The sequence below is a fragment of the Actinokineospora fastidiosa genome, from assembly GCF_014648415.1.
GTDB classification, from domain to species: Bacteria; Actinomycetota; Actinomycetes; order Mycobacteriales; family Pseudonocardiaceae; genus Actinokineospora; species Actinokineospora fastidiosa.
This window is the reverse complement of the sequence record NZ_BMRB01000002.1, coordinates 1,749,925-1,773,323: the sequence shown is the minus strand read 5'-3', so window position 1 is coordinate 1,773,323 and position 23,399 is coordinate 1,749,925. Positions and strand designations below refer to the sequence as shown.

Below are 23,399 nucleotides of genomic sequence, written 5' to 3'. Positions count from 1 at the left end.
CGTCATCCCCAGATGGAGGTGTCGGACGGATCAGCGACGGCGCTGTCCGGCGTTTCCGGCGCACGCCACCGCTGCCACCGAATCCCGACCGGTCGAGTTCCGGTGTTCGCGTACTCGTGCACCGCGGCTCGTACGTCCGAGATCGGTAGCTCCGCGTCGGGGGGGAGTTCCATCTCGTTTTGCTGCATCGCGTAGCTCAACACCTCGCCGCTTGCCGACGGGGTGCCCTGGCTGTAGTGAGCGGCGTCGGTGTCGGTGAAGCAAAGGGCGCCCACCTCGCCGTTGATGCCGACGTAAAGGGTGGTCACGTCGTCGCCTTGCCGGGTGACCTCGGCGACGAGCCCGCCTTCGTGCACGAGGGAGGCGAGGTGGTCCAGCGCTTCGTCGACCGCGTCCGGCGTGGCGGCGATGTGGTCGCCTTCCTGATCGGTTGAGCCGATCGCTCTCCGACGAACCACCGCCCGTGGGTCTTGCGCCCGGTGCCCTTCCCGTCGATCGGCCGCGGCAACTCGGCGCGAAGACGCTCGACGCGGTCGACCTCGGCGGCTTGTCCGTGCGGAGGTCTCCGATGGACGCGCTGGTCAACGGATCCGCTCGTGGAGCCCGGCGCGCCCGCGATGGCCGCCAGGTACTCCTCGATCGCCGAGGCCGCGTTCGCGGCGAGTTCGTGAACGCGACCCAACTCGGCCAACGTGAGCGCCATCGTCGAGTGCGCATGAGTGGCTGCCGCGTGCCCACTGCCCGCAGTCGAGCGGGCCCCGAGACCTCCTGCCTCGCCGACCATGGCAGCCGCCGAGGTGACGCTGGCCAATGCGTCCGCGCTCGCGGTCACCTGCAGAACCTTTGACCTCTCCCGGGCTCCACCACGGCCGCCACTAGCCGGACCTGCCGTAATCCGGTGGCCCGTGATCCGCGCACTCGACCAGACTGCCCTCCCATGACTGCCGATACCCGCATCGACCCCGCCTACGTGGGCGACGAACTCGCCCAGGCCGAGGGGTTCCTGGACTACCTGCGCGCCACCATCGTGATGAAGGCGCGGGGACTCTCCGAGGACGACGCCCACCGCGCCGTGCTGCCGTCCAAGCTGATGACCGTGGCCGGGCTGCTCTCCCACCTGCGGTGGGTCGAGGCGTACTGGTTCCGGACCGTCCTGTGCGGCGAGCCCGACGCCGCGCCCTACACCAAGGAGCGGCCGGACGCCGAGTTCGAGGACGCCGCCCACATCCCCACCGCCCAGCTGATCGCCGAGTACGAGGCCGAGTGCGCCAACAGCCGGGCGGTCACCGCCCGTATGGGCCTCACCGACACCGTCCCGTTCCGCAACCAGGGCGAGGTCAACGTGCGGTGGGTCGTGCTGCACATGATCGAGGAAACCGGGCGGCACGCCGGGCACCTCGATATCATCCGGGAGTTGCTCGACGGCGTCACCGGTGAATGACCACCGGGTGTGCTCACACCGGGTGACGAACATCCGGCGGCCCGTTCGGCGTGGCGGCTGGATCGGGCGTCATCGTGTGCCTACCTTTCTTGGCGTAGGTCCGGGGTTGACACAGCTCTGACTCTCTGGTTGAGGTCGAGGGTTTCGCCGGGCGGCAGTGCAGGTCCAGCGAACAGGAAGGCGGCTCGATGACGCCCCCGCACAACTACCTCGCCGTGATAAAGGTCGTCGGCATCGGTGGCGGCGGCGTGAACGCCGTCAACCGCATGATCGAGGTCGGGCTGAAGGGCGTCGAGTTCATCGCGGTGAACACCGACGCCCAGGCCCTGCTCATGTCCGACGCCGACGTCAAGCTCGACATCGGCCGCGAGCTGACCCGAGGCCTCGGCGCGGGCGCCAACCCCGAGGTCGGCCACAAGGCCGCCGAGGACCACCGCGAGGAGATCGAGGAGGTCCTCAAGGGGGCCGACATGGTCTTCGTGACCGCGGGCGAGGGCGGCGGCACCGGCACCGGCGGCGCGCCCGTCGTCGCCTCCATCGCGCGCAAGCTCGGCGCGCTGACCATCGGCGTGGTCACTCGGCCGTTCTCCTTCGAGGGCAAGCGGCGGGCCAAGCAGGCCGAGGACGGCATCCAGGCGCTGCGCAACGAGTGCGACACGCTGATCGTCATCCCGAACGACCGGCTGCTCCAGCTCGGCGACGTGGGCGTCTCCCTGATGGACGCGTTCCGCTCCGCCGACGAGGTGCTGCTCTCCGGTGTCCAGGGCATCACCGACCTGATCACCACGCCCGGTCTGATCAACCTGGACTTCGCCGACGTCAAGTCCGTCATGTCCGGCGCTGGCTCGGCGCTCATGGGCATCGGCAGCGCCCGCGGCGAGGGCCGCGCCGTGCAGGCCGCGCAGAAGGCGATCAACTCGCCGCTGCTGGAGGCCAGCATGGACGGCGCCCACGGCGTCCTGCTGGCCATCGCGGGCGGCTCCGACCTCGGCCTGTTCGAGATCAACGAGTCCGCGTCGCTGGTCCAGGAGGCCGCGCACCCCGAGGCCAACATCATCTTCGGCACGGTCATCGACGACTCCCTCGGCGACGAGGTCCGCGTCACGGTCATCGCCGCAGGCTTCGACGGCGGCACGCCGACCCACAAGAAGCTCGACCCGACGGCCCTGTCCTCGGCCAAGCCCACGACGGCCACCGCCACGGCGACCGCAGGCGAGGTCCAGAAGCCCGCCGAACCCACCCCGCCCCCGGTGAGCCAGCCGACCCCGGCCCCGACGCCGACGCCAGCGCCTGCCCCGGCCGAGCAGCCCACCACCGCCACCACCCCGAGCTACCCCGGCGGCTACCAGAACACCACCTACCCACCCCGCCCCGTCACGCCGAGCTACCCGCCGGTCACCAGGCCCGCGACCACCCCCGGCACCCTCCCCAGCCGAGCCACCCCCGTCGGCGAGGACCCGGACGACGAGGTGGACGTCCCCCCCTTCATGCGCCGCTAGCCGCGACCGCCGGAGACCCCAAGGTCTCCGGCGGTGTCGCTTCCCCGCCCAGTGCCGGGTGAATCCGCTGTCACCCCGCGCTTGGGGAGGGCGGTATGCAGGCGGGCGTCCCACCCTTGACGGCCCATTAGCCAGGTCCGCCGGGAACCGGCTTGGTCTTCTGCGGTGTCGCTTCCCCGTTCGGCACCGGGTGAATCTGCTGTCATCCCGCCCCCCGGGGAGGGCGGTATGCAGGTGGACGCCCCGGCCCTTGACGGCCCATCAGCCATGCTCGCCGGGAACCGACGAGGTCTCCGGCGGTTTCGCTTCCCGCCCGGCACCTGGTGAACCCGCTGTCATCCCACGCCCGCGGGAAGGGCGGTTTGCAGGCGGGCGCCTCACCCTTGACGGCCCATCAGCCAGGTCCGCCGGGAACCGGCTTGGTCTTCGGCGGTGTCGCTTCCCGTCCGGCACCGGGTGAATCCGCTGTCATCCCGCGCCCCCGGGGAGGGCGGTATGTAGGCGGATGCCCCACCGTTGGCGGCCCATCAGCCACGCCCGCCGTCTCCGGCGTTTCTGCGTCGCCGCCGCGCTGCGGGGACGTGGTGTTCCGTTCGAGGCGAGGTGGACGCTTCGCCTTCCCCGGGCCGCTAGCCACGTCCCCGGAAACCGACCACTCGCCCGGCGTTCCTCCCTCACCACACCCGCTCCGTGGGCGCGGCCCGGGGGCCGGTGAAGGAACCCCTGCCCCCTCGACCACCTGCGGCCTGCCACCTCCGACACTCGTGGCCGGGGGCGACACCCCACCCGGGCCGCCAGCGCCCACTAATGTTCACCACGTGCGGATTCGTCGCGTGGTGACCACGCGTGAGGGTGGGGCGTCCAAGGCCCCGTACGACTCGTTCAACCTCGGCGATCACGTCGGGGACGAGCCGGGGGCAGTGGCGGCCAATCGGGCGCGGTTGGCGGCCGAGCTCGGTCTGCCCGAGGAGCGCGTCGTCTGGATGGAGCAGGTGCACGGGCGCACGGTGGCCGTCGTCGACGGGCCGCAGGGTGAGCCGGTCGAGGCGACCGACGCGCTGGTCACCGCCGAGCCGAGGCTGGCGCTCGTCGCGCTCGTCGCCGACTGCGTGCCCGTCCTGCTCGCCGATCCCGAGGCGGGCGTCGTCGCCGCCGTGCACGCCGGGCGCGTCGGCGCGCGGGTGGGCGTCATCCCGGCGACGCTCTCGGCCATGGCCTCGGCGGGCGCCGACGTGCAGCGCGTCGAGGCGCTGCTCGGTCCGTCCATCTGCGGCGAGTGCTACGAGGTCCCCGCCGCCATGCGCGACGACATGGAGGCCCGGCTGCCCGGCAGCGCCTGCAAGACCCGCTCCGGCACCCCCGGCGTCGACCTGCGCGCGGGCCTGTGGCGCCAGCTCGCCGACGCGGGCGTGGCGCGCATCGGCGTCGACCCGAGGTGCACCCGCGAGGACCGGACGCTGTTCAGTCACCGCAGGGACGGCACCACTGGGCGATTGGCGGCGATCACCTGGGTCGACCATGACTGACCGCGCCGCCGAGATCGCCGCCAACCTCGCCGACGTGCGCGCCCGCATCGAGGCCGCGTGCAAAGCCGCTGGCAGGAGCCCCGAGGAGGTGCGGCTGCTCGCCGTCACCAAGACCTTCCCGGCCTCCGACGCCGCCATCCTGGCCGGGCTCGGCGTCCGCGACCTCGCCGAGAACCGCGACCAGGAGGCCGCAGCCAAGGCCGCCGAGGTCGACGCCCCCGTCCGCTGGCACATGGTCGGCCGCCTCCAGCGCAACAAGGCCCGCTCGGTCGTCCGCTGGGCCGACGAGGTGCAGTCCGTCGACTCGCCCCGCCTCGCCGAGGCCCTGGCCAGAGCGGTCGCCGCCGCCCGCGACGCCGGGGAGCGGACCGAGCCGCTCGACGTGCTCGTCCAGGCCAGCATCGACGGCGACCCCGCGCGCGGCGGCTGTCCGCTCGACCGGCTCCCGGAGTTGGCCCACGGGGTAATTCGATCGAGTGATCTTCGCCTCCGCGGGATCATGGCCGTGGCGCCGCTCGGGATGGAACCCCGGGCCGCCTTTGATCGTCTTGCAAGTGTCGCCGGAGAGCTGAGGACCGAGTTTCCCACGGCCCGTGAGCTGTCCTGCGGCATGAGTAACGATCTGGAAGAAGCGATCGACTACGGGTCGACATGCGTGCGTGTCGGAACCGCCCTGCTGGGAGGCCGAGGTCTAGCCTCCCCGTAAGAGGTTCCGGTTGCCATAACCCCGGGGAGTGGTTGAGTCGGGCTGGAACGTGGTAGATCGACGCAGGTCGGGGAATGTCGGGCCACGCTCGGGGAGTCGCGGAGGAACGCCATGAGCACACTGCAGAAGCTGAAGGCCTACTTCGGCATGGTCCCCGCCGACGAGTTCGACGACTACGAGTCGGAGGACTACGACCGGCGTGGCGGCTACCGGCGACCCGAGTACCTCGACGAGGAGTTCGACGACTACCCGCCCGGCCGCCGCCGCTGGCTCGGCGCGCAGCGCGAGTACGGCGACGACTTCGACGCCGAGCGCCCGGCCAGGCCCTCCTGGGCCCAGCCGGAGCCCGCGACGCACGGCGCGCTCGCCGTGGAGCCCAGGCGCGAGCCCGCGCCCCGGCTGCGCCCGGTCGAGACCGCTCCCGCGCCCGGCGGCTACCCGCTCGGCCGGGTCATCACGCTGCACCCGACCAGCTACAACGAGGCGCGCACGATCGGCGAGCACTACCGCGACGGCCGTCCGGTGATCATGAACCTGACCGAGATGGACGACGCCGACGCCAAGCGCCTCGTCGACTTCGCCGCCGGTCTGGCGTTCGCGCTGCGCGGCTCGATCGACAAGGTCACCGCCAAGGTGTTCTTGATCTCACCGCCCAACATCGACCCCACCGCGGAGGACAAGCGGCGGCTCGTCGAGGGCGGGTTCGACCGGCGCGGCTGAGTGATGGCACAGTTGTGGGGTGGAACCGGTACTGCTCATCGCCTACTGGGTGCTTTTCGCCTTCTGGCTGTTGCTGACCGCGCGTGTGGTCGTCGAGCTCGTCCGCACTTTCGCGCGCGAGTGGCGGCCCGCGGGTGGAGTTGCGGTGACGCTGGAGACCATCTACACAGTGACCGATCCTCCGGTTCGGTTGGTCCGTCGGATCATCCCGACGGTCCGAATCGGAGGCGTGGGCCTGGACCTATCGATTATGGTGCTGCTGCTGGTCGTGTTCATCCTGATGCGGCTGGCGTATCCCGGGTGACGGGGAACTCGGGTGCTGGCAGCCCTGGAGTGCGTGAGGTGATCAGATGTCGTTGACCCCCGCTGACGTGCACAATGTGGCGTTCAGCAAGCCTCCGATTGGCAAGCGGGGCTACAACGAGGACGAGGTGGACGCCTTCCTCGACCTGGTCGAGGTGGAGCTGTCCCGCCTGATCGAGGAGAACAACGACCTGCGCGCGCAGGTCGAGCAGCTCGACGCGCAGCTGGAATCCGCCCGCGCCGACCTCGACGAGGCCCGCTCCGGCGCCGCCCCGGTGCAGGAGTCCCGGCGCTTGCAGCCGGTGCCCCCGCCGAGCCCGATGGAGCAGACCAGCCCCGGTGGCGGCGACCACCACGTGCAGGCCGTCAAGGTCCTGGGCCTGGCCCAGGAGATGGCCGACCGGCTCACCGGCGAGGCCAAGGCCGAGGCCGACGGGATGCTCGCCGAGGCCCGCACCAAGTCCGAGCAGCTGCTCTCGGAGGCGCGGACCAAGGCCGACACCATGGTCAACGAGGCCCGCACGCGGGCGGAGACCATGCTGAACGACGCCAGGACCCGGGCCGAGACGCTGGAGCGGCAGGCCCGCGAGAAGGCCACCACGCTGGAGCGCGACGCCCAGCGCCAGCACGCGGAGATCATCGGCGCGGTGCAGTCCGAGCGCACCACGCTGGAGAAGAAGATCGACGAGCTGCGCACGTTCGAGCGCGAGTACCGCACCCGGTTGAAGTCGCTGCTGGAGTCCAGCCTGCGCGAGCTGAGCGACCGCGGCCCCGCGGCCCCGGCCGACGGCGGCCGGGCGGCAGGCCAGAAAAGCGGCTACTCCTTCGGCCCCCGCGCCGAAGCGGGCTGATCCTCGAAGCCGACCGGGTCGTTGACGCGACCCGGTCGGTGAGGCGCAACGGTGCTGTACATCGTCTTGGTGCTGGTCCTGGCCGCGCTCGGCATGCTTGTCGTCGCGCTGTCCACGGCGAGCACGCTGTGGGCGTGGCTGTCGATCGCGATCAGCCTCGCTGGCGCCGCCGTCCTGGTCATGGACTGGCTGGGCAACCGCCGCCGCCGGGCGGCCGCCGCCGACCGCGCGGTCGACGAGGCGGAGGCCGAGCCGGAGGACTCGCCGGACGACGAGCCCGTGGTCGACGCCGAGCCCGACGACCTGCCCGAGGACGAGCCCGCCGAGGAGCAGACCGACGCGTCGGACCTGCTCGTCGTGGCCGGGCTGTCGGTCGAGGTGCGGGTGGTGGACGAGCGGCCCCGGTACCACCTGGCCAGGTGCTCGTGGCTGTCCGGGCGGCCGACGCTGGCGCTGCCGGTGTCGGAGGCGCGCCAACTCGGCTTCACCCCATGCGCGGTGTGCACGCCCGACTCCGTGCTCGCGGCTCGACACCGGCACGACCAGACGACCTAGCTGGGGGGACCGTGGAGTTCCAGGACGTGGTGCGCCGTCGCCGGATGGTGCGCAGGTTCAGCTCCGAGCCGGTGTCCCCGGAAAGCCTGTCCCGGATCCTGCGCAACGCGCGCCGGGGTCCGTCCGCGGGGTTCTCCCAGGGGCAGGCGTTCCTGGTCCTGCAGGGCGACGATCTCGCGGAGTTCTGGGAGTTCGGCGCGGACTGGACGTCCGACTCGGTGCGGACCGCGCCCGCGGTGATCGTCCCGTTCTCGGTGAAGGACCAGTACCTGGAGCGCTACGCGCGCGAGGACAAGGGCTGGACCGACCGCGCCGAGTCGCACTGGCCGGTGCCGTACTGGCACATCGACACGGGCATGGCCGCCCTGCTCATCCTGCAGACGGCGGTGGACGAGGGCCTGGGCGCGGTGTTCTTCGGCATCGGCCCGGAGGGGGCCGAGCGCCTGCACACCGACTTCGGCGTGCCCGCCACGCACGAGCCCATCGGCGTCATCGCCATCGGCCACCCCGACGAGCCGGAGCTGTCCGAGGACGCCTCCCCGCGCCGCATCCCGCGCCGCGACCTCGACGAGATCGTCCACTTCGGTCGGTGGTGAGCGCTCCCGAGATGACGCCCCTCGACGACTGGCGGTGGCTGAACGAGCCCCGATCCTGGTCCACCCGCGACGGCCTGACGATCACCGCCGACCCGGACACCGACTTCTGGCGCACCACCCACTACGGCTACGCCCGCGACACCGCCCACCTCTTCGGCACCCACCTGGTGGGCGACTTCACCCTCCGCGCGTCGTTCACCGCCGACTACGGGGCCCAGTACGACCAGGCGGGCATCGCGCTGCGCATCGACGAGCGGAACTGGATCAAGGCCGGGGTCGAACTCGTGGACGGCGCCTACCAGATCAGCACGGTGGTGACCCGCGACTTCTCCGACTGGTCGGTCGTGGGCGTGACCGAGGTGGACCGCGTCACCATCGCCGCCGAACGCACGGGCGACACGGTGACGATCACCTACGGCCTGGGCCCCGCCACCCCCACCACGATGCTGCGCCTCGCCTACTTCCCACCCGATCCCCCCGTCCTGGCAGGCGTGATGACCGCCGCCCCCACCGGCCCCGGCTTTACCACCCACTTCGACGAGATCCAGATGCTGACATCATCCGAATGACGCCACCATCTGGGTGGTGTCATCATCGGGATGGTGTCATCATCGAGATGACGAAACCATCTGGATGGTCGCATCATCTGACTGGCCGCAGGATTCGGTCGCGGCCCACGAGACCCGGGCCTCGGTGCTCGGTGGTCTATCCCGTGTTGTGCGCCTCAATACAGAACCGGCGGCTCGCTCCTTCGGTCCGCGACGGCCTTGACCTGGCGCTCCCACTTTCCGGGTATCTGCTGCCACTCCGGGCTCTTCAGGTAGCTCTCCTCGTGGGAGTGCAGGTCGAACTCGGGCATGTAGAGCCCGACCACACCCTTCTCCAGCACCCCGTCCGCGCGGACTCCCTGTTCGCGCAGGATGAGAATCGGAAGACCGATCTGGAACGCCATCGCGGGTTCGATGTGCGCCCAGGGCGTGGTGAGCCAGGTGTCGTCGAGGGACTGTTCGCGGATGTTCTCAAGGTCGGTGCGGATATTGGCCGTTCCCCGTTCGACATACGCCCTGCGGAAGGCGATGGTGAGAAGCCCGTAGGACTCCGACATCAGCCGCCTGATCGCCTTCAGGGGAGCGTCGGTGTCGTAGTCGGTGACGCCGAGCGTGCGCGGCATCAGACCGCGGCCGCGAAGGTCGGAGACGACGTCGCTGACAAACTGACGTTGCCGAGAGTTGTACGGCTTCGGGTAGCTCATGAATATCGAGACGCCGAAGCCAGTCACGCCTAGCTCCATGACTCAGTCGCCGGAACCCCTTCTGATGCGCGGTCGTCGGTCGGTCGCCCATAGGTCGGACATCCAGGCGATCTTGTTACATGCGCAGCGTCGGGGCGAGATGATGCCATCATCTGAGTCAGGGCAAGTCGGCGACTAGCAGGCGGTAGCCAGCGTCCAGTTCGTCCATCATCAGTAGGTCGGCGTGGTTGGTCGTCCAGGTGCCGGAGGTGAGGTCGGCTTCCAGGCGGGCCAGGCCGGGGCGGAGGCGGGTGTCGCCGGTTTGGGCCAAGCCGGAGGCGCCTGCCCGGACCGCCGGGTCGAGGTACGCGGCTGGGCGGCGCCAGTAAGCCGCGAGGAAGCCGTCCGTGCAGTCGTGGGGGACTGGCACCGCCTCCACCCTGGCGTCCAGCGCGTCCGCCAGGCGGTCGATGGGGACCGCGCGGGCGTCGTCGATGGCGATCGCCTCCGGGAGGTACTCGCGCAGGAGCCAGAACTCCCGCGCCACCGTCTGGTCCCAGGTCAGGATCACCACCCGCGAGCGGGCGACGCGGCGCAGTTCCGCGAGGCCCGCGGCCAGGTCCGTCCAGTGGTGGATCGTAAGCACCGCCATCGCCGCGTCGACCGACTTGTCCGGAAGCGGGATCGCCTCGGCCACCGCCCGCACCGCCGGGGCCGCCCCCGGCGGGCGCTGGGCGATCATCGTCGGGCTCGGCTCGACGGCCAGCACCGTCGTCGGCGGCTCGTAGGAGCCCGCGCCCGCGCCGACGTCGACCACGGTGGCCGCGTCGCCGAGGGCGGCGGTGATCCGGGCGGCCACCCGGGGGTCGGGCCTGCGCGTGCTGGTGTACGTCCGGCCGATGGTGTCGTAGACGGTCATGCGGACCAAGCTAGGTTGTGCGGCATGGGGGGCGGCACCAGGCTGGGGCGCGAATTCGGCAAGCTCTGGACGGCGACGGCCGCCACCAACATCGGCGACGGGATCGCGCTCGCCGCCGGGCCGCTGCTCATCTCCTCGCTGACCGACGACCCGCGGCTGGTCGCGGGCGCGGTGTTCGCCCAGCAGTTGCCGTGGCTGCTGTTCGCCCTGTTCAGCGGCGCGTGGGTGGACCGGCTGGACCGGCGGAAGGTGATCGCCGTCGTCGACGTCCTGCGGGCGGTCGTCGTCGCCGGGCTCGCGGTGGCGGTGTGGGGCGGGCTGGCCACCGTGTGGGTCGTCTACCTGGCGTTCTTCCTGATCGGCATCGCCGAGACCTTCGCCGACACCGCCGCGGGCGCGCTGCTGCCCGCGCTCGTCGCCCCCGAGGCGCTGCCCAGGGCCAACGCCCGGCTCACGGCCGTGCTCTACGTGGGCAACCAGTTCGCCGCCCCGCCCATCGGCGCGGCGCTGTTCGCGGTGGCGGCGGCGCTGCCGTTCGGGGTGAACGCGGTGGCCTTCCTGCTCGCCTCGGCCGTCATGCTGTCCATCCGGCACCGGCCCGCGCCCCGCGAGCGCCCGACGACCCGGCTGACCAGCGAGATCAGGGAGGGCGTGCGCTGGCTGTGGAGCCACGGCCTGCTGCGCACGCTGGGCCTGTGCCTGGGCGTGATGAACCTCCTGCTCATGGCCGCGTTCGCGATCTACGTGCTCTACGCCAAGGAGCGCCTGGGCCTCGACGAGATCGGCTTCGGCGTGCTCATCACCGCGGGCGCGGTCGGCGGGCTCATCGGCACGGCCCTGGTCTCGCCGCTGCGCGGGCGGTTCGGCGAGCACACCCTGCTGCGCGCGGGCCTCGTCGTGGAGACGCTGACCCACGTCGGGCTCGCCCTGGCCACCGACGCCTGGGTCGCCGCGGCCATCACCGTCGTCTTCGGCTGCCACGGCGCCATCTGGGGCGTGGTGGCCACCTCGGTCCGCCAGCGGGTCGTGCCGGACGAGCTGCGCGGACGCGTCGACAGCGTCTACCGGCTGCTGGTGATCGGCGGCGCGGCGCTGGGCGCGCCGCTGAGCGGCGTGCTGGCCGTCTGGCTGGGCGTGACCGGGCCGTTCTGGGTGGCCGCGGGCGCGATGGCCGTGCTCAGCGCGGTTGTTTGGCGGAAGTTCAGCAGGGCGGCTTTCGCCATCTGATAGGCATGTCCCCATGCCGGTTGACGCCTACTGCGAACGGACGGGCCCCGACTTCTGGTCGGAGCCGGTCAACGCGCTGACCAACGTGGCGTTCCTCATCGCCGCGGTCCTCGCCTACCGGCACCTGCTGAGGCAGTCGACCCGGCCGCCGACGCTGGTCGCGCTGGTGGTCCTGCTCACGGCCATCGGGGTGGGCAGCTTCACCTTCCACACCGTGGCCACGCGCTGGGCCGCCACCCTCGACACCACGCCGATCCTGCTGTTCATGCTCGCCTACGTGGTCGCCTTCGCCCGGCACTTCATGGGCGCGCCGTGGCGGTGGGCGTGGGTGGCCGCGCCGGTGTTCGTGGTCTTCTCCATCGGGGTGAACGCCCTGGTCGACCTCGGCGGCTACGCGCCAGCCCTGCTCGGCCTGCTGATCATGTCCGGGATCGCCGCCTTCCGCCGCATGTACGGCTACGCCCGGGCCTACCTGGGCATCGCCGGGCTGTTCGCGGTCTCGCTGACCCTGCGCACGATCGACGAGTCCGTCTGCGGATGGCTGCCGCTGGGCACGCACTTCCTCTGGCATGTGCTCAACGCCACCGTCCTGTACCTGGTGATCCGGGTCGCGGCCGACCGGTCCGCAAACCAGGTTGCGGGCATTGGCTACCCTGGTCACACAAGGCGCTGATCCGGCCATCACCGGGGAGCCTCCGGAAGAACAGGCGCGAGCCCCAGTAGAACCGGACGGGACGGCCCGTCACAGCCGACCAGCGAGAGGTCGCCGGGTTCCCGGCGGCAAGCGGGGTGGTACCGCGGCGCGCGAGCGTCGTCCCCGTGTGGGTCCGACCGATCCGTACGAGGAGCTACCGCGATGTACCCCCGCGCACACCACGGCGACGCAGCCGACGTCCCCGCCCAGCCGAGCTTCCCCGAGCTGGAGCGGTCCGTCCTGGACTTCTGGGCGGCCGACCGCACCTTCCAGGCCACTGTGGACGCCCGCCCGGCTGGCGAGAACGGGGACAACGAGTTCGTCTTCTACGACGGCCCGCCCTTCGCCAACGGCCTGCCGCACTACGGCCACCTGCTGACCGGCTACGTCAAGGACGTCGTGCCGCGCTACCAGACCATGCGCGGGCGCCACGTCGAGCGCCGCTTCGGCTGGGACACCCACGGCCTGCCCGCCGAGGTCGAGGCCGAGAAGCAGCTCGGGTTCAGCGCCAAGAGCGAGATCGAGGAATTCGGCATCGAGAAGTTCAACGAGGCCTGCCGGACCTCGGTGCTGCGCTACACCGACCAGTGGCGCGACTACGTGACCCGCCAGGCCCGCTGGGTGGACTTCGACAACGACTACAAGACGCTCGACCTCGACTACATGGAAAGCGTCATGTGGGCGTTCAAGTCCTTGTGGGACAAGGGCCTGGTGTATGAGGGCTTCCGGGTGCTCTGGTACTGCTGGCGCTGCGAGACGCCGCTGTCCAACACCGAGACGAAGATGGACGACACCTACCGCAGCCGCCAGGACCCGGCGGTCACGGTGTCGCTGCGGCTGGACGCGCCCGGCACCGACCTCGACGGCGTGCACGCCCTGGTCTGGACGACGACCCCGTGGACGCTGCCGTCGAACCTCGCCGCCGCGGTGCACCCCGAGGTCGACTACGTCGTGGTCGAGGCGTTCGACCACCCGGACCGGCGCTACCTGCTGGCCGAGGCCCGGGTGTCGGCCTACGCCCGCGAGCTGGGCGACGAGCCCAGGGTCGAGGCCCGGTACAAGGGCGCCGACCTGCTCGGCACCCGCTACCACCCGCCGTTCGACTTCTTCACCGGCCGGGAGAACGCCCACCGGGTGCTCGCCGCCGACTACGTCACCACCGAGGACGGCACGGGCGTCGTGCACATCGCGCCCGCCTTCGGTGAGGAGGACAAGGTCGTCACCGACGCCGCGGGCATCGAGGTGGTCAACCCGGTCGACCCGCACGGCCGGTTCACCGCCGAGGTCGCGCCCTACCAGGGGCTGCAGGTCTTCGAGGCGAACAAGCCGATCATCCGCGACCTCAAGGACGCGGGCCTGCTGCTGCGGCACGAGACCTACGACCACCCGTACCCGCACTGCTGGCGCTGCGGCAACGCGCTCATCCAGCGCGCGGTGTCGTCGTGGTTCATCGCGGTCACCCGGTTCAAGGACCGGATGGTCGAGCTGAACAAGCAGATCAACTGGGTGCCCGCGCACGTCCGCGACGGCCAGTTCGGCAAGTGGCTGGAGAACGCCCGCGACTGGAACGTCTCGCGCAACCGGTTCTGGGGCTCGCCGATCCCGGTGTGGGTGTCGGACGACCCGGAGTACCCGCGCATGGACGTGTACGGGTCGCTGGACGAGCTGGAGCGCGACTTCGGCGTGCGCCCGACCGACCTGCACCGCCCGGCGATCGACGAGCTGGTCCGCCCGAACCCGGACGACCCGACCGGCAAGTCGATGATGCGGCGCGTGCCGGAGGTGCTGGACTGCTGGTTCGAGTCCGGCTCGATGTCCTTCGCCCAGGTGCACTACCCGTTCGAGAACCGCGAGTGGTTCGAGGACCACTACCCGGGCGACTTCATCGTCGAGTACAACAACCAGACGCGCGGCTGGTTCTACACGATGCACGTGGTGGCGACGGCGCTGTTCGACCGGCCTGCGTTCACCAACTGCATCGCGCACGGGATCGTGCTCGGCGACGACGGGCAGAAGATGTCCAAGTCGCTGCGCAACTACCCGGACATCAACGAGGTGTTCGTCCGGGACGGCTCGGACGCGATGCGCTGGTTCCTCATGGCCTCGCCCATCCTGCGCGGCGGCGACCTCGTCGTCACCGAGCGGGGCATCCGCGACGCCGTGCGCCAGGCCGTGCTGCCGCTGTGGAACTCGTACTACTTCCTCGCGCTCTACGCCAACGCCGAGGGCAAGGAAGGCGCGTGGCGCACCGACTCCCAGCACGTGCTGGACCGGTACGCGCTGGCCAAGACCCGGCAGCTCGTGGAGTCCGTCACCGAGGCGATGGACACCTACGACATCTCCGGGGCGTGCCAGTCGGTGCGCGAGTTCCTCGAGGTCCTGACCAACTGGTACGTGCGCCGCTCGCGGGACCGGTTCTGGTCCGGCGACACCGACGCGATCGACACCCTGCACACCGTGCTGGAGACGGTCTGCCGGGTCGCCGCGCCGCTGCTGCCGCTGACCACCGAGGTGGTCTGGCGGGGGCTGACCGGCGAGCGGTCGGTGCACCTGGCCGACTGGCCTGCCGACGACGCGCTGCCCGCCGACGACGCGCTGGTCGCGGCCATGGACCGGGTGCGGCAGGTGTGCTCGTCGGCGCTGGCCCTGCGCAAGGCCAACAAGCTGCGCGTGCGGCTGCCGCTGGCCTCGCTGCTGGTCGCCGCCGAGGACGTGGCGGTGCTGGAGCCGTTCGTCGAGCTGATCCGCGACGAGGTCAACGTCAAGGCGGTCGAGCTGACCACCGACGTCGCCGCGCACGGCCGGTTCGAGCTCGCGGTGAACGCGCGGGCGTGCGGGCCGCGGCTGGGCAAGGACGTGCAGAAGGTGATCAAGGCCGTCAAGGCGGGCGAGTGGTCGACGGACGAGTCCGGCGCCGTCGTCGCGGCCGGGATCGCGCTGCTGGAGGGCGAGTACGAGCGGCGGCTCGTCGCGGTCGACCCGGGCGCGACGGCCGAGCTGCCCGGCGGGCTGGTCGTGCTGGACACGACCGTCACCGCCGAGCTGGCCGCCGAGGGCATGGCGCGTGACCTGGTGCGCGTCGTGCAGCAGGCGCGGCGCGACGCCGGGCTCGCGGTGTCCGACCGGATCGCGCTGACGGTCGACGCGCCCGCCGAGGTCCTCGACGCCGCGGCGGCGCACCGGGAGTTCATCGCCGGGGAGACCCTGGCTGACGAGGTCTCCCACGGGTCGGTCGACGGCGGGTCGACCGGCACGGTGGGCGACGGCGTCGCGGTGCGCGTGGATGTGGTGAAGCGGTAACGGTTCTGTGCGCTGAGGAGCGGTTCCCGGGTCCCGGGGGCCGCTCCTCTGGCATCGTGGGGGCGTTGCCTGGGGAGCTTGGGGGTTCGTGACGTGTCCGACGGCGCCAGACGCTTGATCCTGTCCATCGGCGGCGTGGCCTGCGTGGCCATCGTGCTGTTCGCGTACTTCGTGCTGCTGGGCGACGACTCACCGCCGCCTGCGCCGGTGGCCGAGGAGAAGCCGGTGGCCTCCGCGCAGGAGGTGGGGGAGGACTTCGCCGCGGCGTGGGCGCGGGCCGACCACGCCGCCGCGGCCGCGCTGACCGACAGGCCGGACGTGGCGCGGGCGGCGCTGACGAGCGCGCGGCAGGCGGTGGGCCCGCGGACGCTGAGCGTGGTCCTCAGCGGGCCGGTCGCCGAGTCCGGGGAGTCCGCGCGGGCGACCGCGGAGGTGGGGTGGACGCTCGATGACGACCGCACCCTGAGCTACACCACCGAGTTCGGCCTGGCCCGACGGGACGGGCAGTGGAAGGTGCGCTGGGCGCCGGGCGTCGTGCACCCGAAGCTGGCCGACGGCACGCGGCTGGCCCTGCGCGTCGCCCCGGAGGTGGCCGTGGTCGACCGCGACGGCAGGCCGCTGGTGCGCGGCGGGGCGTCGGTGCCCTCGGCCGGACGGGTCCTGGGACCGGCCATGGTCCGCGCGGCAGGCGGGGAGTCGGCCGGGAGTCCTGCGGTCGTCATCGTCGACGGCGCGGGCAAGGAGAAGGCGGAACTGCTGGCGGGCGATTCGGCGAAACCGATCACGTCCACTGTGGACATCGAGGCGCAGGCGGCGGCCCAGGCCGCGGTGGACGCGGTGAAGGCGCCCGCGTACCTGGTGGCGATCGACGCCTCCGACGGCGGGATCCTCGCCGTGGCGCAGAACTCGGCGGCCACGGGGACGAACGCGCTCAACGGGCTGTACCCGCCGGGGTCGACGTTCAAGATCGTGACGGCGTCGGCCGTGCTGTCCGCGGGGGCGGCGGACGCGGGCACCGTGCTGCCCTGCCCCGGCGAGGCCACGATCGGCACGCGCCGCATCCGCAACGACGGCTTCGAGCTGGGCGCCGTGCCGCTGACGACGGCGTTCGCCCGCTCGTGCAACACGACGTTCGCGGCGCTGGCCGCCGACCTGCCCGGCGACTCGCTGTCGGCGGCGGCCGCGCGGTTCGGCCTCGCCGCCGACTTCGAGATCCCGGGGATCACCACGCAGACCGGCGGCGTCGACCCGGCGAACGGCACGCCCCAGCAGGTGGAGAACGCCATCGGGCAGGGCACCGTGCAGGCCAGCCCGTTCGGGCTCGCGCTCATGGCCGCGACCGTCGCCCGCGGCGACGCGGTGACCCCGCGCCTCTACGACGAGCTGGAGACGCAGGTCAACCGCGGGTACGAGGCGCCAGCGCCCGGGACCGTCGCCGCACTGCGGACGATGATGCGCGCGGTGGTCACCTCCGGCACCGGCTCGGCGCTGGGGCGGTACGGGGCCGTGGCGGGCAAGACCGGGACGGCGCAGTTCGGTGACGGGCGCGTCGCGCACGGCTGGTTCGCCGGGTACCGCGGCGACGTCGCCTTCGCGGTGCTGGTCGAGGGCGCGGGAACATCCGGGCCCGCGGTGACGGCCGTCGGCCGGTTCCTCGGCGGGCTCTAGACGAGCAGGTCCTGAGCTGGATCGCCTGCGTGCTTACGCGGCTCGCGGGCGACTGCGTCGGTCGGTCAGCGGCCGTCCTCGCCGGAGAGCAATCGCTCGACGATGTCCCTGAGCGCCTTCGCGTCGTCGGGGCCGAGGCGGTCCAGCAGGTGGCGGCGGGTCGAGTCGTTCAGGCTCGGCACCGACGCCTCGACCGTGCGCCGTCCCGCCGGTCGCAGGGTGACCTCGACCCCGTTCGCGACCTTCGCGCGCACGAGGTAGTCGCGTTTCTCCATCCTGGTCAGCAGGTGCGAGAGCCGGGTCCGGTCCCAGCCCAGGGCCGCGGCGATGGCGTTCTGCCGCAGGACACCGCCCGATTCGTGCAGGCACACCAACACACTCAGCTCCGCCTCGGAGAGGCCGGACGCCGTGGTCATGTCGGCGACGACCGCGGCGCGGACCAGCTCATGCGCGCGCTTCCACAGCAGCCACAGCTCCGTCGACTCGGCCGGACCAGGTGTTGACATGTCAACACCTCCCTTCTGCCGTTCGACCCTACAAGCAGCTCGCACCTAAGGACTTCCTCGATGCTCGACGCCCGACGGCACTACGCCAGCCTGCGCGTTCTTGCGCTTCTCCCGCTCGTGCTGTTCCTCCCGGCCGTGGTCGCCTTCTTCGTGGAACCGCACGTGGCGTGGGGCGAATACCTGGGGGTCTTCTTCCACCTCTCCATCCTCTTCCTCGTCTCGCGCCTGGACGCGGCCCCGTGGGCGAAGGCGGCTGGGTACGGCTGGGTGGCGCTGGACGTGCTCGCGGGCATCCTGATGATCAACGACGTCGCCTACGACACCGCCTGGGCGGTCCGGCTCGGCGGGCACGTCCTCGCAGGCGTCTGGATCGTGTCGAGTTCCCTGGTCAGCAGGACCTGGCCGGTCCGGGTGGTCGGCGTGGTCACGGGTCTCTGGCTGGCCGGGTACTCCTTCGTGGGTAATGTGCTCCCGGAATCGTTCCTGCGCCCGGCGGGCATCCTGATCCTGGTCTGGTTCGCCCTTCTGGCGATCTGCCACCGATCGAACAGCGGTCCGGCTGCACCAAGCGCGTACGCGCCGTCGTCCGTCGCCTAGGACCACTGATCAGTTAGGACCTAAAGGACCCAGACGCCCATGGCGGCCAGCAGAACCGTGCCCGCCAGCGCCGCCGTCGGCGTGCGGTACGGGTGGACCAGGGTGTGGCGGCCCGTCCTGGCCTGGTGGGTGAGCCCGCGTTCGATCGTGCCCGCCAGCAGGATGGCGGCGAACGGCACGGCGAGCACGGCCGCGCCCACCGCCATCAGCCCGAGCACGCCCACGGCGAGCGGGCGCAGCCGGAAGGAGAACAGGGCGGCGACCGCGGCGAACACCCCGGCGGCGGCGAGCACCGGGTCGAGCGCGAGCCAGTCGGGGCCGGGCGTCGGGCGCAGGCTGGTCGACGGCCAGCCGATGCCCACGCCGAGCGCGAACAGCGACCCGACCATGAGCGAGAGCCTGCGCCTGCGCCTGCGCCACATGAGCCAGGCCGCCGTGGGGACCAGCGCCATGGCGACCGGCGCGGTCAGCACGGCGATGACCAGGAACGCGGTCGCCCACAGGTCGGGGGCGAGGGTGCGGTGCCGGTGCGGGGTCCAGAACAGCACCAGCGCGGCGACCGCCCAGGCCGCGGCCAGGTTCTCCGGCCGCACGCCGAGTTGCGCGGCCACCGCCAGCGGCGACACCGCCACCAGCCCGACCGCCGCGCCCGCCGTCCACCGGGACAGCCCCATCCGGCGCGCCATCCACCAGATCCCCACGCCGACCGCGACCGCGGCGAGCACCATCGGCTCGCGGACGGCGGCCAGGCCGGTGTCGTGCCTGCCGAACGCGCCCGTCGCCGTGGTGTAGACGGCGAGTTGGAGCAGCGCCAGCGTGGACGCCCCGCTGGGAACGGTGTCCAGGCTCCGCAGCGTGTGGACCTGGAAGACGTGGCCGATCTCGCCGAGCTGCGCGGGCCCGTCGAGCGCGGCGACCCGGATCGCGGCGGCCAGTCCCACCAGGCCGAGCAGCGATCCGCGCGCGATCAGCGTGGCGCGCGGGGTCGTGGGCCGGGGGAGGACGACGGTGTGGGGGCGGGTACTCCAGCGTTCGGTGGCCATGGGGTGCCCGGACGACCTCCTTCGCGCGGCGGTTCGGCCCATGCTAGACCGCCGTTCAGGCCCTTGCGTACTGCAACTTTCCGTGGTGCCCGCCCGCGTCCGGACGGGTGATCGAGTGGGCAGAAACCTGCGCCGACCGGGCGAATGCCAGGATGGCGGGTGTGCGTTTCGGCATCCGGGTGAAGCCGGGCGCGCGCCGGACCGCCGTGGGCGGGCGCCACGGCGACGCGCTCGTCGTCGCGGTGCAGGCGCCCGCCGTGGAGGGCAAGGCGAACGAGGCCGTGCGCAGGGCCGTCGCCGACGCGTTCGGCGTCCGCGCCCGCGACGTGGTGATCGCCGTCGGCGAGCGCGGCCGGGACAAGGTGATCGAGATCTCCGGCGATCACGCCGAGGCGCTGGAACGCTTGCTGGGCAAGTGATCACGCCGCGGCCGCCGCGCGGGACCGCGGCGCGTGCCGGGCTGCTGGCCCGCCCACCGTGGAGAATGGGGCCCGCCGGTCGCGTGTGGGCGCGACCCGGGTCCCGGGGCGACACCCGGGCTGAGGGAGGTGTGGGTGAGCGAGCTGACCGCGGCCCTGGGTGTGGGCGCGGCCGTGATCCTCGTGGCGGCGTTGGCCGTCCGGGTGTCCGTCCGATTGGGACTGCCCTCGCTCGTGCTGTACCTGGGGATCGGGGTGCTGCTCGGGGAGTCCGGGCTCGGCATCCAGTTCTCCGACGCCGAACTCACCCAGTCGCTCGGGCTCGCCGCCCTCGTGCTGATCCTGGTCGAGGGTGGACTGACCACGCGGTGGTCGGACATCAGGCCCGCGGTGGGCGCCGGGCTCGCGCTGTCCACTGTGGGCGTGTTGATCAGCATCGGGGTCGCCGGGCTGGTCCTGCACCACGTGCTCGGCCTTGACTGGCGGACAGCCCTGCTGTGGGGCGCGGTGCTGGCGTCCACCGACGCCGCCGCGGTGTTCAGCGTGCTGCGCAGGCTGCCGATCACCCGCAGGCTCGCGGGCTCGCTGGAGCTGGAGTCCGGCATCAACGACGCCCCCTGCTACATCGCCGTCGTGCTGCTCGTCGGCACCGAGCCGATCGGCTGGGACGCGGCGCTGCTGATGGTCTACGAACTCGCCGTCGGCGCGCTCATCGGCGGCGCGCTCGGCTGGCTGGGCGCGCAGGCGCTGCGCCGGGCCGCGCTGCCCGCGACCGGCCTGTACCCGCTGGCCGCGGTGTCCGTCTGCGTGCTCGCCTTCGCCGGGGGACAGGCCGTGCACGCCTCCGGGCTGCTCGCGGCCTACCTGTCCGGCCTGGTGCTCGGCAACGCCAAGCTGCCGCACCGCTCCGACACGCTCTCCTTCGCCGAGGGGCTGGGCTGGCTGGCCCAGATCGGGCTGTTCGTGCTGCTCGGCCTGTTCGCCAGCCCCGGACGGCTGCTCGACGCGATCGTGCCGGGGCTGGTCGCGGGCGCGGTGGTCACCTTCATCGCCCGCCCGCTCTCCGTCGCCCTGTCGGCGACCTGGTTCGGCATGCCGTGGCGAGAACAGGTCTTCCTGTCCTGGGCCGGGCTGCGCGGCGCGGTGCCCGTCGTGCTCGCGGTGATCCCGCTGTCGCAGGGCAGACCCGGGTCCGAACTGCTCGTCGACGCCGTGTTCGTGCTCGTCGTCGTGCTCACCCTCGTGCAGGGCACCACGCTGAAACCGCTGGCCCGGGTGCTCGGCCTCGACTCGGCGGCGCAGGCGCACGAGGTGCAGGTCGACGTCGCCTCCCTCGACGAGTTGGACGCGCACCTGCTGCAGATCACCATCCCCAAGGGCTCGAAGCTGCACGGCGTCTACATCAGCGAGCTGCGCCTGCCGCCCGGGGCGACGGTCAGCCTGGTCGCCCGCGCGGGCGGGGCGTTCACCCCCGGCCCGACCACCCGCCTCCAGGAGGACGACCACGTCCTCATCGTCACCACCGAGGCGGTGCGCGACGCGGCCGAGGCGCGGCTGCGGGCGGTCGACCGCGCGGGCCGGTACGCGCGCTGGCGCGGCGAGACCGGCACCGCATGAGCCTTCTGGGATAAGGCCGGGTGACCCGCTCCTCGCTACCTTCGGTAGGACGTCATGCCCGAGGAGGTAGTCCATGGGGCTCGCCGCGCACCTGCCCGATCAGGGCCCGCCCGCCGTCGTCGGCGCGGGCCAGCGCGTGCCGCTGATCGACGGCAGGCTGATCGACTACGCCAACCTCGACCACGCCGCCAGCGCGCCCAGCCTGGCCGCGGTGCGGGCGGCGGTCGACGAGCTGCTGCCCTGGTACGCCGGGGTGCACCGGGGCGCGGGCTTCCCGTCGCGGGTCTCCACCCGGGTCTACGAGAACGCCCGCGACGCGCTGCGCCGCTTCGTCGGCGCCGGTCCGGACGCGGCCGTGGTGTTCACCCGCAACACCACCGACAGCCTCAACCTGCTGGCCCGCGCCCTGCCGTCGGACGCATCGGTCGTGCTGTTCGACACCGAGCACCACGCCGCGCTGCTGCCCTGGCGCGGCGCCCGCCACCTGCGCACGCCCGACCGCGCCGAGGACGCCGTCGACGTGCTCGACCGCGCGCTCGCCGAGCGGCCTGCCTGCCTGGTCGTGCTGACCGGCGCGTCCAACGTCACCGGCGAGGTCTGGCCGGTGGCCGCGCTCGCCGAGGTCGCCCACCGGCACGGCGCGCGCGTCGTCCTCGACGCCGCCCAGCTCGCCCCGCACCGGCCGGTGGACATCACCGCGCTCGGCGTCGACTACGTCGCGCTGTCCGGCCACAAGCTGTACGCGCCGTTCGGCGTGGGCGCGCTGGTCGGCCCCGGCGACTGGCTGCAGGCCGCCGAGCCGTACCTCGTCGGCGGCGGGGCCACCAAGGTCGTCGGCGACGGGTTCGCCGTCACCTGGTCCGACGCCCCGCACCGGCACGAGGCGGGCTCGCCCAACGTCGTCGGCGTGCACGCCATGGCCGTGGCCTGCACGACGCTCGCCGGGGCGTGGGAGCAGGTCGTCGCGCACGAGGAGACGCTGCTGGCCCGGCTGCGCTCGGCGCTGGCGCACGTGCCCGGCCTCACCGAGCTGGCGCTGTTCGGGCCCGACCACGACCGGGTCGGCGTCGTCAGCTTCACCCTGGACGGCGTCGACGCGGGCCTGGCCGCGGCCGTGCTCTCCGCCGAGCACGGGATCGGCGTGCGCGACGGCGCGTTCTGCGCCCACATCGCCGTGCGCAGGCTCGCCGGGCGGGCGCGCGGCGACACCCAGGCGGTGCGCGCCAGCGTCGGGCTGGGCACCGCGCCCGAGCACGTCGACCGGCTCGGCCGGGCGCTGCGGCTGCTCGTGGCCCGCGGGCCGAGGGCCCACTACGAGGTCGTCGACGGCCGGTGGAGCCCGGTGCCCGACCCCCGTCCGCTGCCCCGGTTCCTGGCCGCCTGACCGCCGCGTTGGACAATGGGCGGGTGAGCAGCGAACACCCGACCGAGACCACGCCCGAACCGGCGGCCGAACCCGTGGGGCCCTGGCGCGGCCTGTGGCTGATCGCGACGGCCGTCGTGGTGTACGCCCTCGACGTCGTCACCAAGGTCATCGCGGTCGCCACGCTGGAGGGCCAGGCCCCGGTCGAACTGCTCGGCGGCGCGGTCTACCTGCAGCTCGTGCGCAACCCGGGGGCCGCGTTCTCCATGGCCACCGGCATGACCTGGCTGCTGACCCTGGTCGCGGCCGGGGTGGTCGTGGCGATCATCTGGATCCTGCCGAAGCTGCGCTCCACCGGCTGGGCCGTCGGCCTCGGCCTGGTGCTGGCGGGCGCGCTGGGCAACCTCACCGACCGGCTGTTCCGCGCCCCCGGGGTCTTCGAGGGCCACGTCGTGGACTTCGTCTCGGTGTTCGCGCCGAACGGCGACTTCTTCCCGGTGTTCAACGTCGCCGACTCCGGCATCACCATCGGCGGCATCCTGATCGTGCTGCTGACGCTGCGCGGCCGCGACTACGACGGCAAGGTGGCCAAGAAGTGAGGGACGCGCGCACCCTGCC

General features: G+C 72.3%; 24 protein-coding genes. 19 read left to right on the top strand and 5 right to left on the bottom strand.

All coding sequences use genetic code 11. The annotated features are described in order from the left end of the window. Nucleotides 1-2: 2 nt before the first annotated feature. Nucleotides 3-458 carry an Imm1 family immunity protein gene (locus tag IEY98_RS18085; RefSeq protein ID WP_189211578.1) on the bottom strand — a complete coding sequence of 152 codons (456 nt, stop codon included), beginning with the start codon at nucleotides 456-458 and terminating at the stop codon, nucleotides 3-5. A 479-nt stretch (nucleotides 459-937) separates the two neighbouring features. Between IEY98_RS18085 and IEY98_RS18080 the strand changes: the two genes are divergently transcribed. The 10 genes from IEY98_RS18080 to IEY98_RS18035 all read left to right on the top strand — a co-directional run bounded on the left by IEY98_RS18080 (nucleotide 938) and on the right by IEY98_RS18035 (nucleotide 8,766). Further along, nucleotides 938-1,441: a DinB family protein gene (locus tag IEY98_RS18080; RefSeq protein WP_189211577.1), complete on the top strand. Its 504-nt coding sequence runs from the start codon at nucleotides 938-940 to the stop codon at nucleotides 1,439-1,441. 188 nt (nucleotides 1,442-1,629) lie between these two features. Next, nucleotides 1,630-2,940: a cell division protein FtsZ gene (gene ftsZ / locus IEY98_RS18075; protein WP_189211576.1), complete on the top strand. Its 1,311-nt coding sequence runs from the start codon at nucleotides 1,630-1,632 to the stop codon at nucleotides 2,938-2,940. An 818-nt stretch (nucleotides 2,941-3,758) separates the two neighbouring features. After that, entirely contained in the window at nucleotides 3,759-4,466 is a 708-nt protein-coding gene (gene pgeF / locus IEY98_RS18070; protein ID WP_189211575.1) for a peptidoglycan editing factor PgeF, read from the top strand. After that, nucleotides 4,459-5,172, top strand: a complete 714-nt coding sequence (locus tag IEY98_RS18065; protein ID WP_189211574.1) for a YggS family pyridoxal phosphate-dependent enzyme — start codon at nucleotides 4,459-4,461, stop codon at nucleotides 5,170-5,172. The genes pgeF and IEY98_RS18065 overlap by 8 nt, the downstream gene beginning before the upstream one ends. 111 nt (nucleotides 5,173-5,283) lie before the next feature. Then, nucleotides 5,284-5,892, top strand: coding sequence for a cell division protein SepF (locus tag IEY98_RS18060; RefSeq protein WP_189211573.1), 609 nt, complete (start codon nucleotides 5,284-5,286; stop codon nucleotides 5,890-5,892). A gap of 19 nt (nucleotides 5,893-5,911) precedes the next feature. After that, the gene (locus IEY98_RS18055) at nucleotides 5,912-6,196 is read left to right on the top strand and encodes a YggT family protein (protein WP_189211572.1); all 285 of its coding nucleotides are present in this window, start codon (nucleotides 5,912-5,914) and stop codon (nucleotides 6,194-6,196) included. 46 nt (nucleotides 6,197-6,242) lie between these two features. Next, nucleotides 6,243-7,046, top strand: a complete 804-nt coding sequence (gene wag31, locus IEY98_RS18050; protein WP_189211571.1) for a DivIVA-like cell division protein Wag31 — start codon at nucleotides 6,243-6,245, stop codon at nucleotides 7,044-7,046. 51 nt (nucleotides 7,047-7,097) lie between these two features. Next, the gene (locus tag IEY98_RS18045) at nucleotides 7,098-7,601 is read left to right on the top strand and encodes a hypothetical protein (RefSeq protein WP_189211570.1); all 504 of its coding nucleotides are present in this window, start codon (nucleotides 7,098-7,100) and stop codon (nucleotides 7,599-7,601) included. A gap of 11 nt (nucleotides 7,602-7,612) precedes the next feature. Beyond that, complete coding sequence (locus tag IEY98_RS18040) at nucleotides 7,613-8,197, top strand: nitroreductase family protein (protein WP_189211569.1); 585 nt, start codon at nucleotides 7,613-7,615, stop codon at nucleotides 8,195-8,197. Further along, on the top strand, nucleotides 8,191-8,766 hold the full coding sequence (locus IEY98_RS18035; protein WP_229787000.1) for a DUF1349 domain-containing protein: 576 nt from the start codon (nucleotides 8,191-8,193) through the stop codon (nucleotides 8,764-8,766). The genes IEY98_RS18040 and IEY98_RS18035 overlap by 7 nt, the downstream gene beginning before the upstream one ends. A gap of 155 nt (nucleotides 8,767-8,921) precedes the next feature. Here the strand turns inward: IEY98_RS18035 and IEY98_RS18030 are convergent, their stop codons facing one another. Together IEY98_RS18030 and IEY98_RS18025 are read right to left on the bottom strand one after the other, a co-directional pair. Then, nucleotides 8,922-9,476 carry a hypothetical protein gene (locus IEY98_RS18030; RefSeq protein ID WP_229786999.1) on the bottom strand — a complete coding sequence of 185 codons (555 nt, stop codon included), beginning with the start codon at nucleotides 9,474-9,476 and terminating at the stop codon, nucleotides 8,922-8,924. Nucleotides 9,477-9,606: 130 nt separating this feature from the next. Further along, complete coding sequence (locus tag IEY98_RS18025) at nucleotides 9,607-10,347, bottom strand: class I SAM-dependent methyltransferase (protein ID WP_189211567.1); 741 nt, start codon at nucleotides 10,345-10,347, stop codon at nucleotides 9,607-9,609. Between the two features lie 24 nt (nucleotides 10,348-10,371). Between IEY98_RS18025 and IEY98_RS18020 the strand changes: the two genes are divergently transcribed. The 4 genes from IEY98_RS18020 (at nucleotide 10,372) to IEY98_RS18005 (ending at nucleotide 17,236) form a co-directional block, all read left to right on the top strand. Further along, nucleotides 10,372-11,574 (top strand): MFS transporter, encoded by a 1,203-nt coding sequence (locus tag IEY98_RS18020; protein WP_189211566.1) that lies wholly within the window; start codon nucleotides 10,372-10,374, stop codon nucleotides 11,572-11,574. A 13-nt stretch (nucleotides 11,575-11,587) separates the two neighbouring features. Continuing rightward, entirely contained in the window at nucleotides 11,588-12,247 is a 660-nt protein-coding gene (locus IEY98_RS18015) for a ceramidase domain-containing protein (RefSeq protein ID WP_189211565.1), read from the top strand. Between the two features lie 183 nt (nucleotides 12,248-12,430). Beyond that, the gene (gene ileS, locus IEY98_RS18010; RefSeq protein WP_189211564.1) at nucleotides 12,431-15,568 is read left to right on the top strand and encodes an isoleucine--tRNA ligase; all 3,138 of its coding nucleotides are present in this window, start codon (nucleotides 12,431-12,433) and stop codon (nucleotides 15,566-15,568) included. A gap of 93 nt (nucleotides 15,569-15,661) precedes the next feature. Further along, entirely contained in the window at nucleotides 15,662-17,236 is a 1,575-nt protein-coding gene (locus tag IEY98_RS18005) for a penicillin-binding transpeptidase domain-containing protein (protein WP_229786998.1), read from the top strand. A gap of 65 nt (nucleotides 17,237-17,301) precedes the next feature. On the opposite strand, the gene IEY98_RS18000 is transcribed toward IEY98_RS18005, so the two are convergent. Beyond that, complete coding sequence (locus tag IEY98_RS18000) at nucleotides 17,302-17,742, bottom strand: MarR family winged helix-turn-helix transcriptional regulator (RefSeq protein WP_189211563.1); 441 nt, start codon at nucleotides 17,740-17,742, stop codon at nucleotides 17,302-17,304. 60 nt (nucleotides 17,743-17,802) lie between these two features. Here IEY98_RS18000 and IEY98_RS17995 point away from each other — a divergent pair, with 60 nt between their 5' ends. Then, nucleotides 17,803-18,339: a hypothetical protein gene (locus IEY98_RS17995; RefSeq protein ID WP_189211562.1), complete on the top strand. Its 537-nt coding sequence runs from the start codon at nucleotides 17,803-17,805 to the stop codon at nucleotides 18,337-18,339. A gap of 20 nt (nucleotides 18,340-18,359) precedes the next feature. Here the strand turns inward: IEY98_RS17995 and IEY98_RS17990 are convergent, their stop codons facing one another. Next, nucleotides 18,360-19,382: a hypothetical protein gene (locus IEY98_RS17990; protein WP_189211561.1), complete on the bottom strand. Its 1,023-nt coding sequence runs from the start codon at nucleotides 19,380-19,382 to the stop codon at nucleotides 18,360-18,362. A gap of 152 nt (nucleotides 19,383-19,534) precedes the next feature. Between IEY98_RS17990 and IEY98_RS17985 the strand changes: the two genes are divergently transcribed. The 4 genes from IEY98_RS17985 (at nucleotide 19,535) to lspA (ending at nucleotide 23,380) form a co-directional block, all read left to right on the top strand. After that, nucleotides 19,535-19,801: a DUF167 domain-containing protein gene (locus IEY98_RS17985; protein WP_189211560.1), complete on the top strand. Its 267-nt coding sequence runs from the start codon at nucleotides 19,535-19,537 to the stop codon at nucleotides 19,799-19,801. Between the two features lie 135 nt (nucleotides 19,802-19,936). After that, complete coding sequence (locus IEY98_RS17980) at nucleotides 19,937-21,418, top strand: potassium/proton antiporter (protein WP_189211559.1); 1,482 nt, start codon at nucleotides 19,937-19,939, stop codon at nucleotides 21,416-21,418. A 73-nt stretch (nucleotides 21,419-21,491) separates the two neighbouring features. Next, nucleotides 21,492-22,802 (top strand): aminotransferase class V-fold PLP-dependent enzyme, encoded by a 1,311-nt coding sequence (locus IEY98_RS32700; RefSeq protein WP_229786997.1) that lies wholly within the window; start codon nucleotides 21,492-21,494, stop codon nucleotides 22,800-22,802. Between the two features lie 23 nt (nucleotides 22,803-22,825). Then, entirely contained in the window at nucleotides 22,826-23,380 is a 555-nt protein-coding gene (gene lspA, locus IEY98_RS32695) for a signal peptidase II (protein ID WP_229786996.1), read from the top strand. Nucleotides 23,381-23,399: the final 19 nt, after the last annotated feature.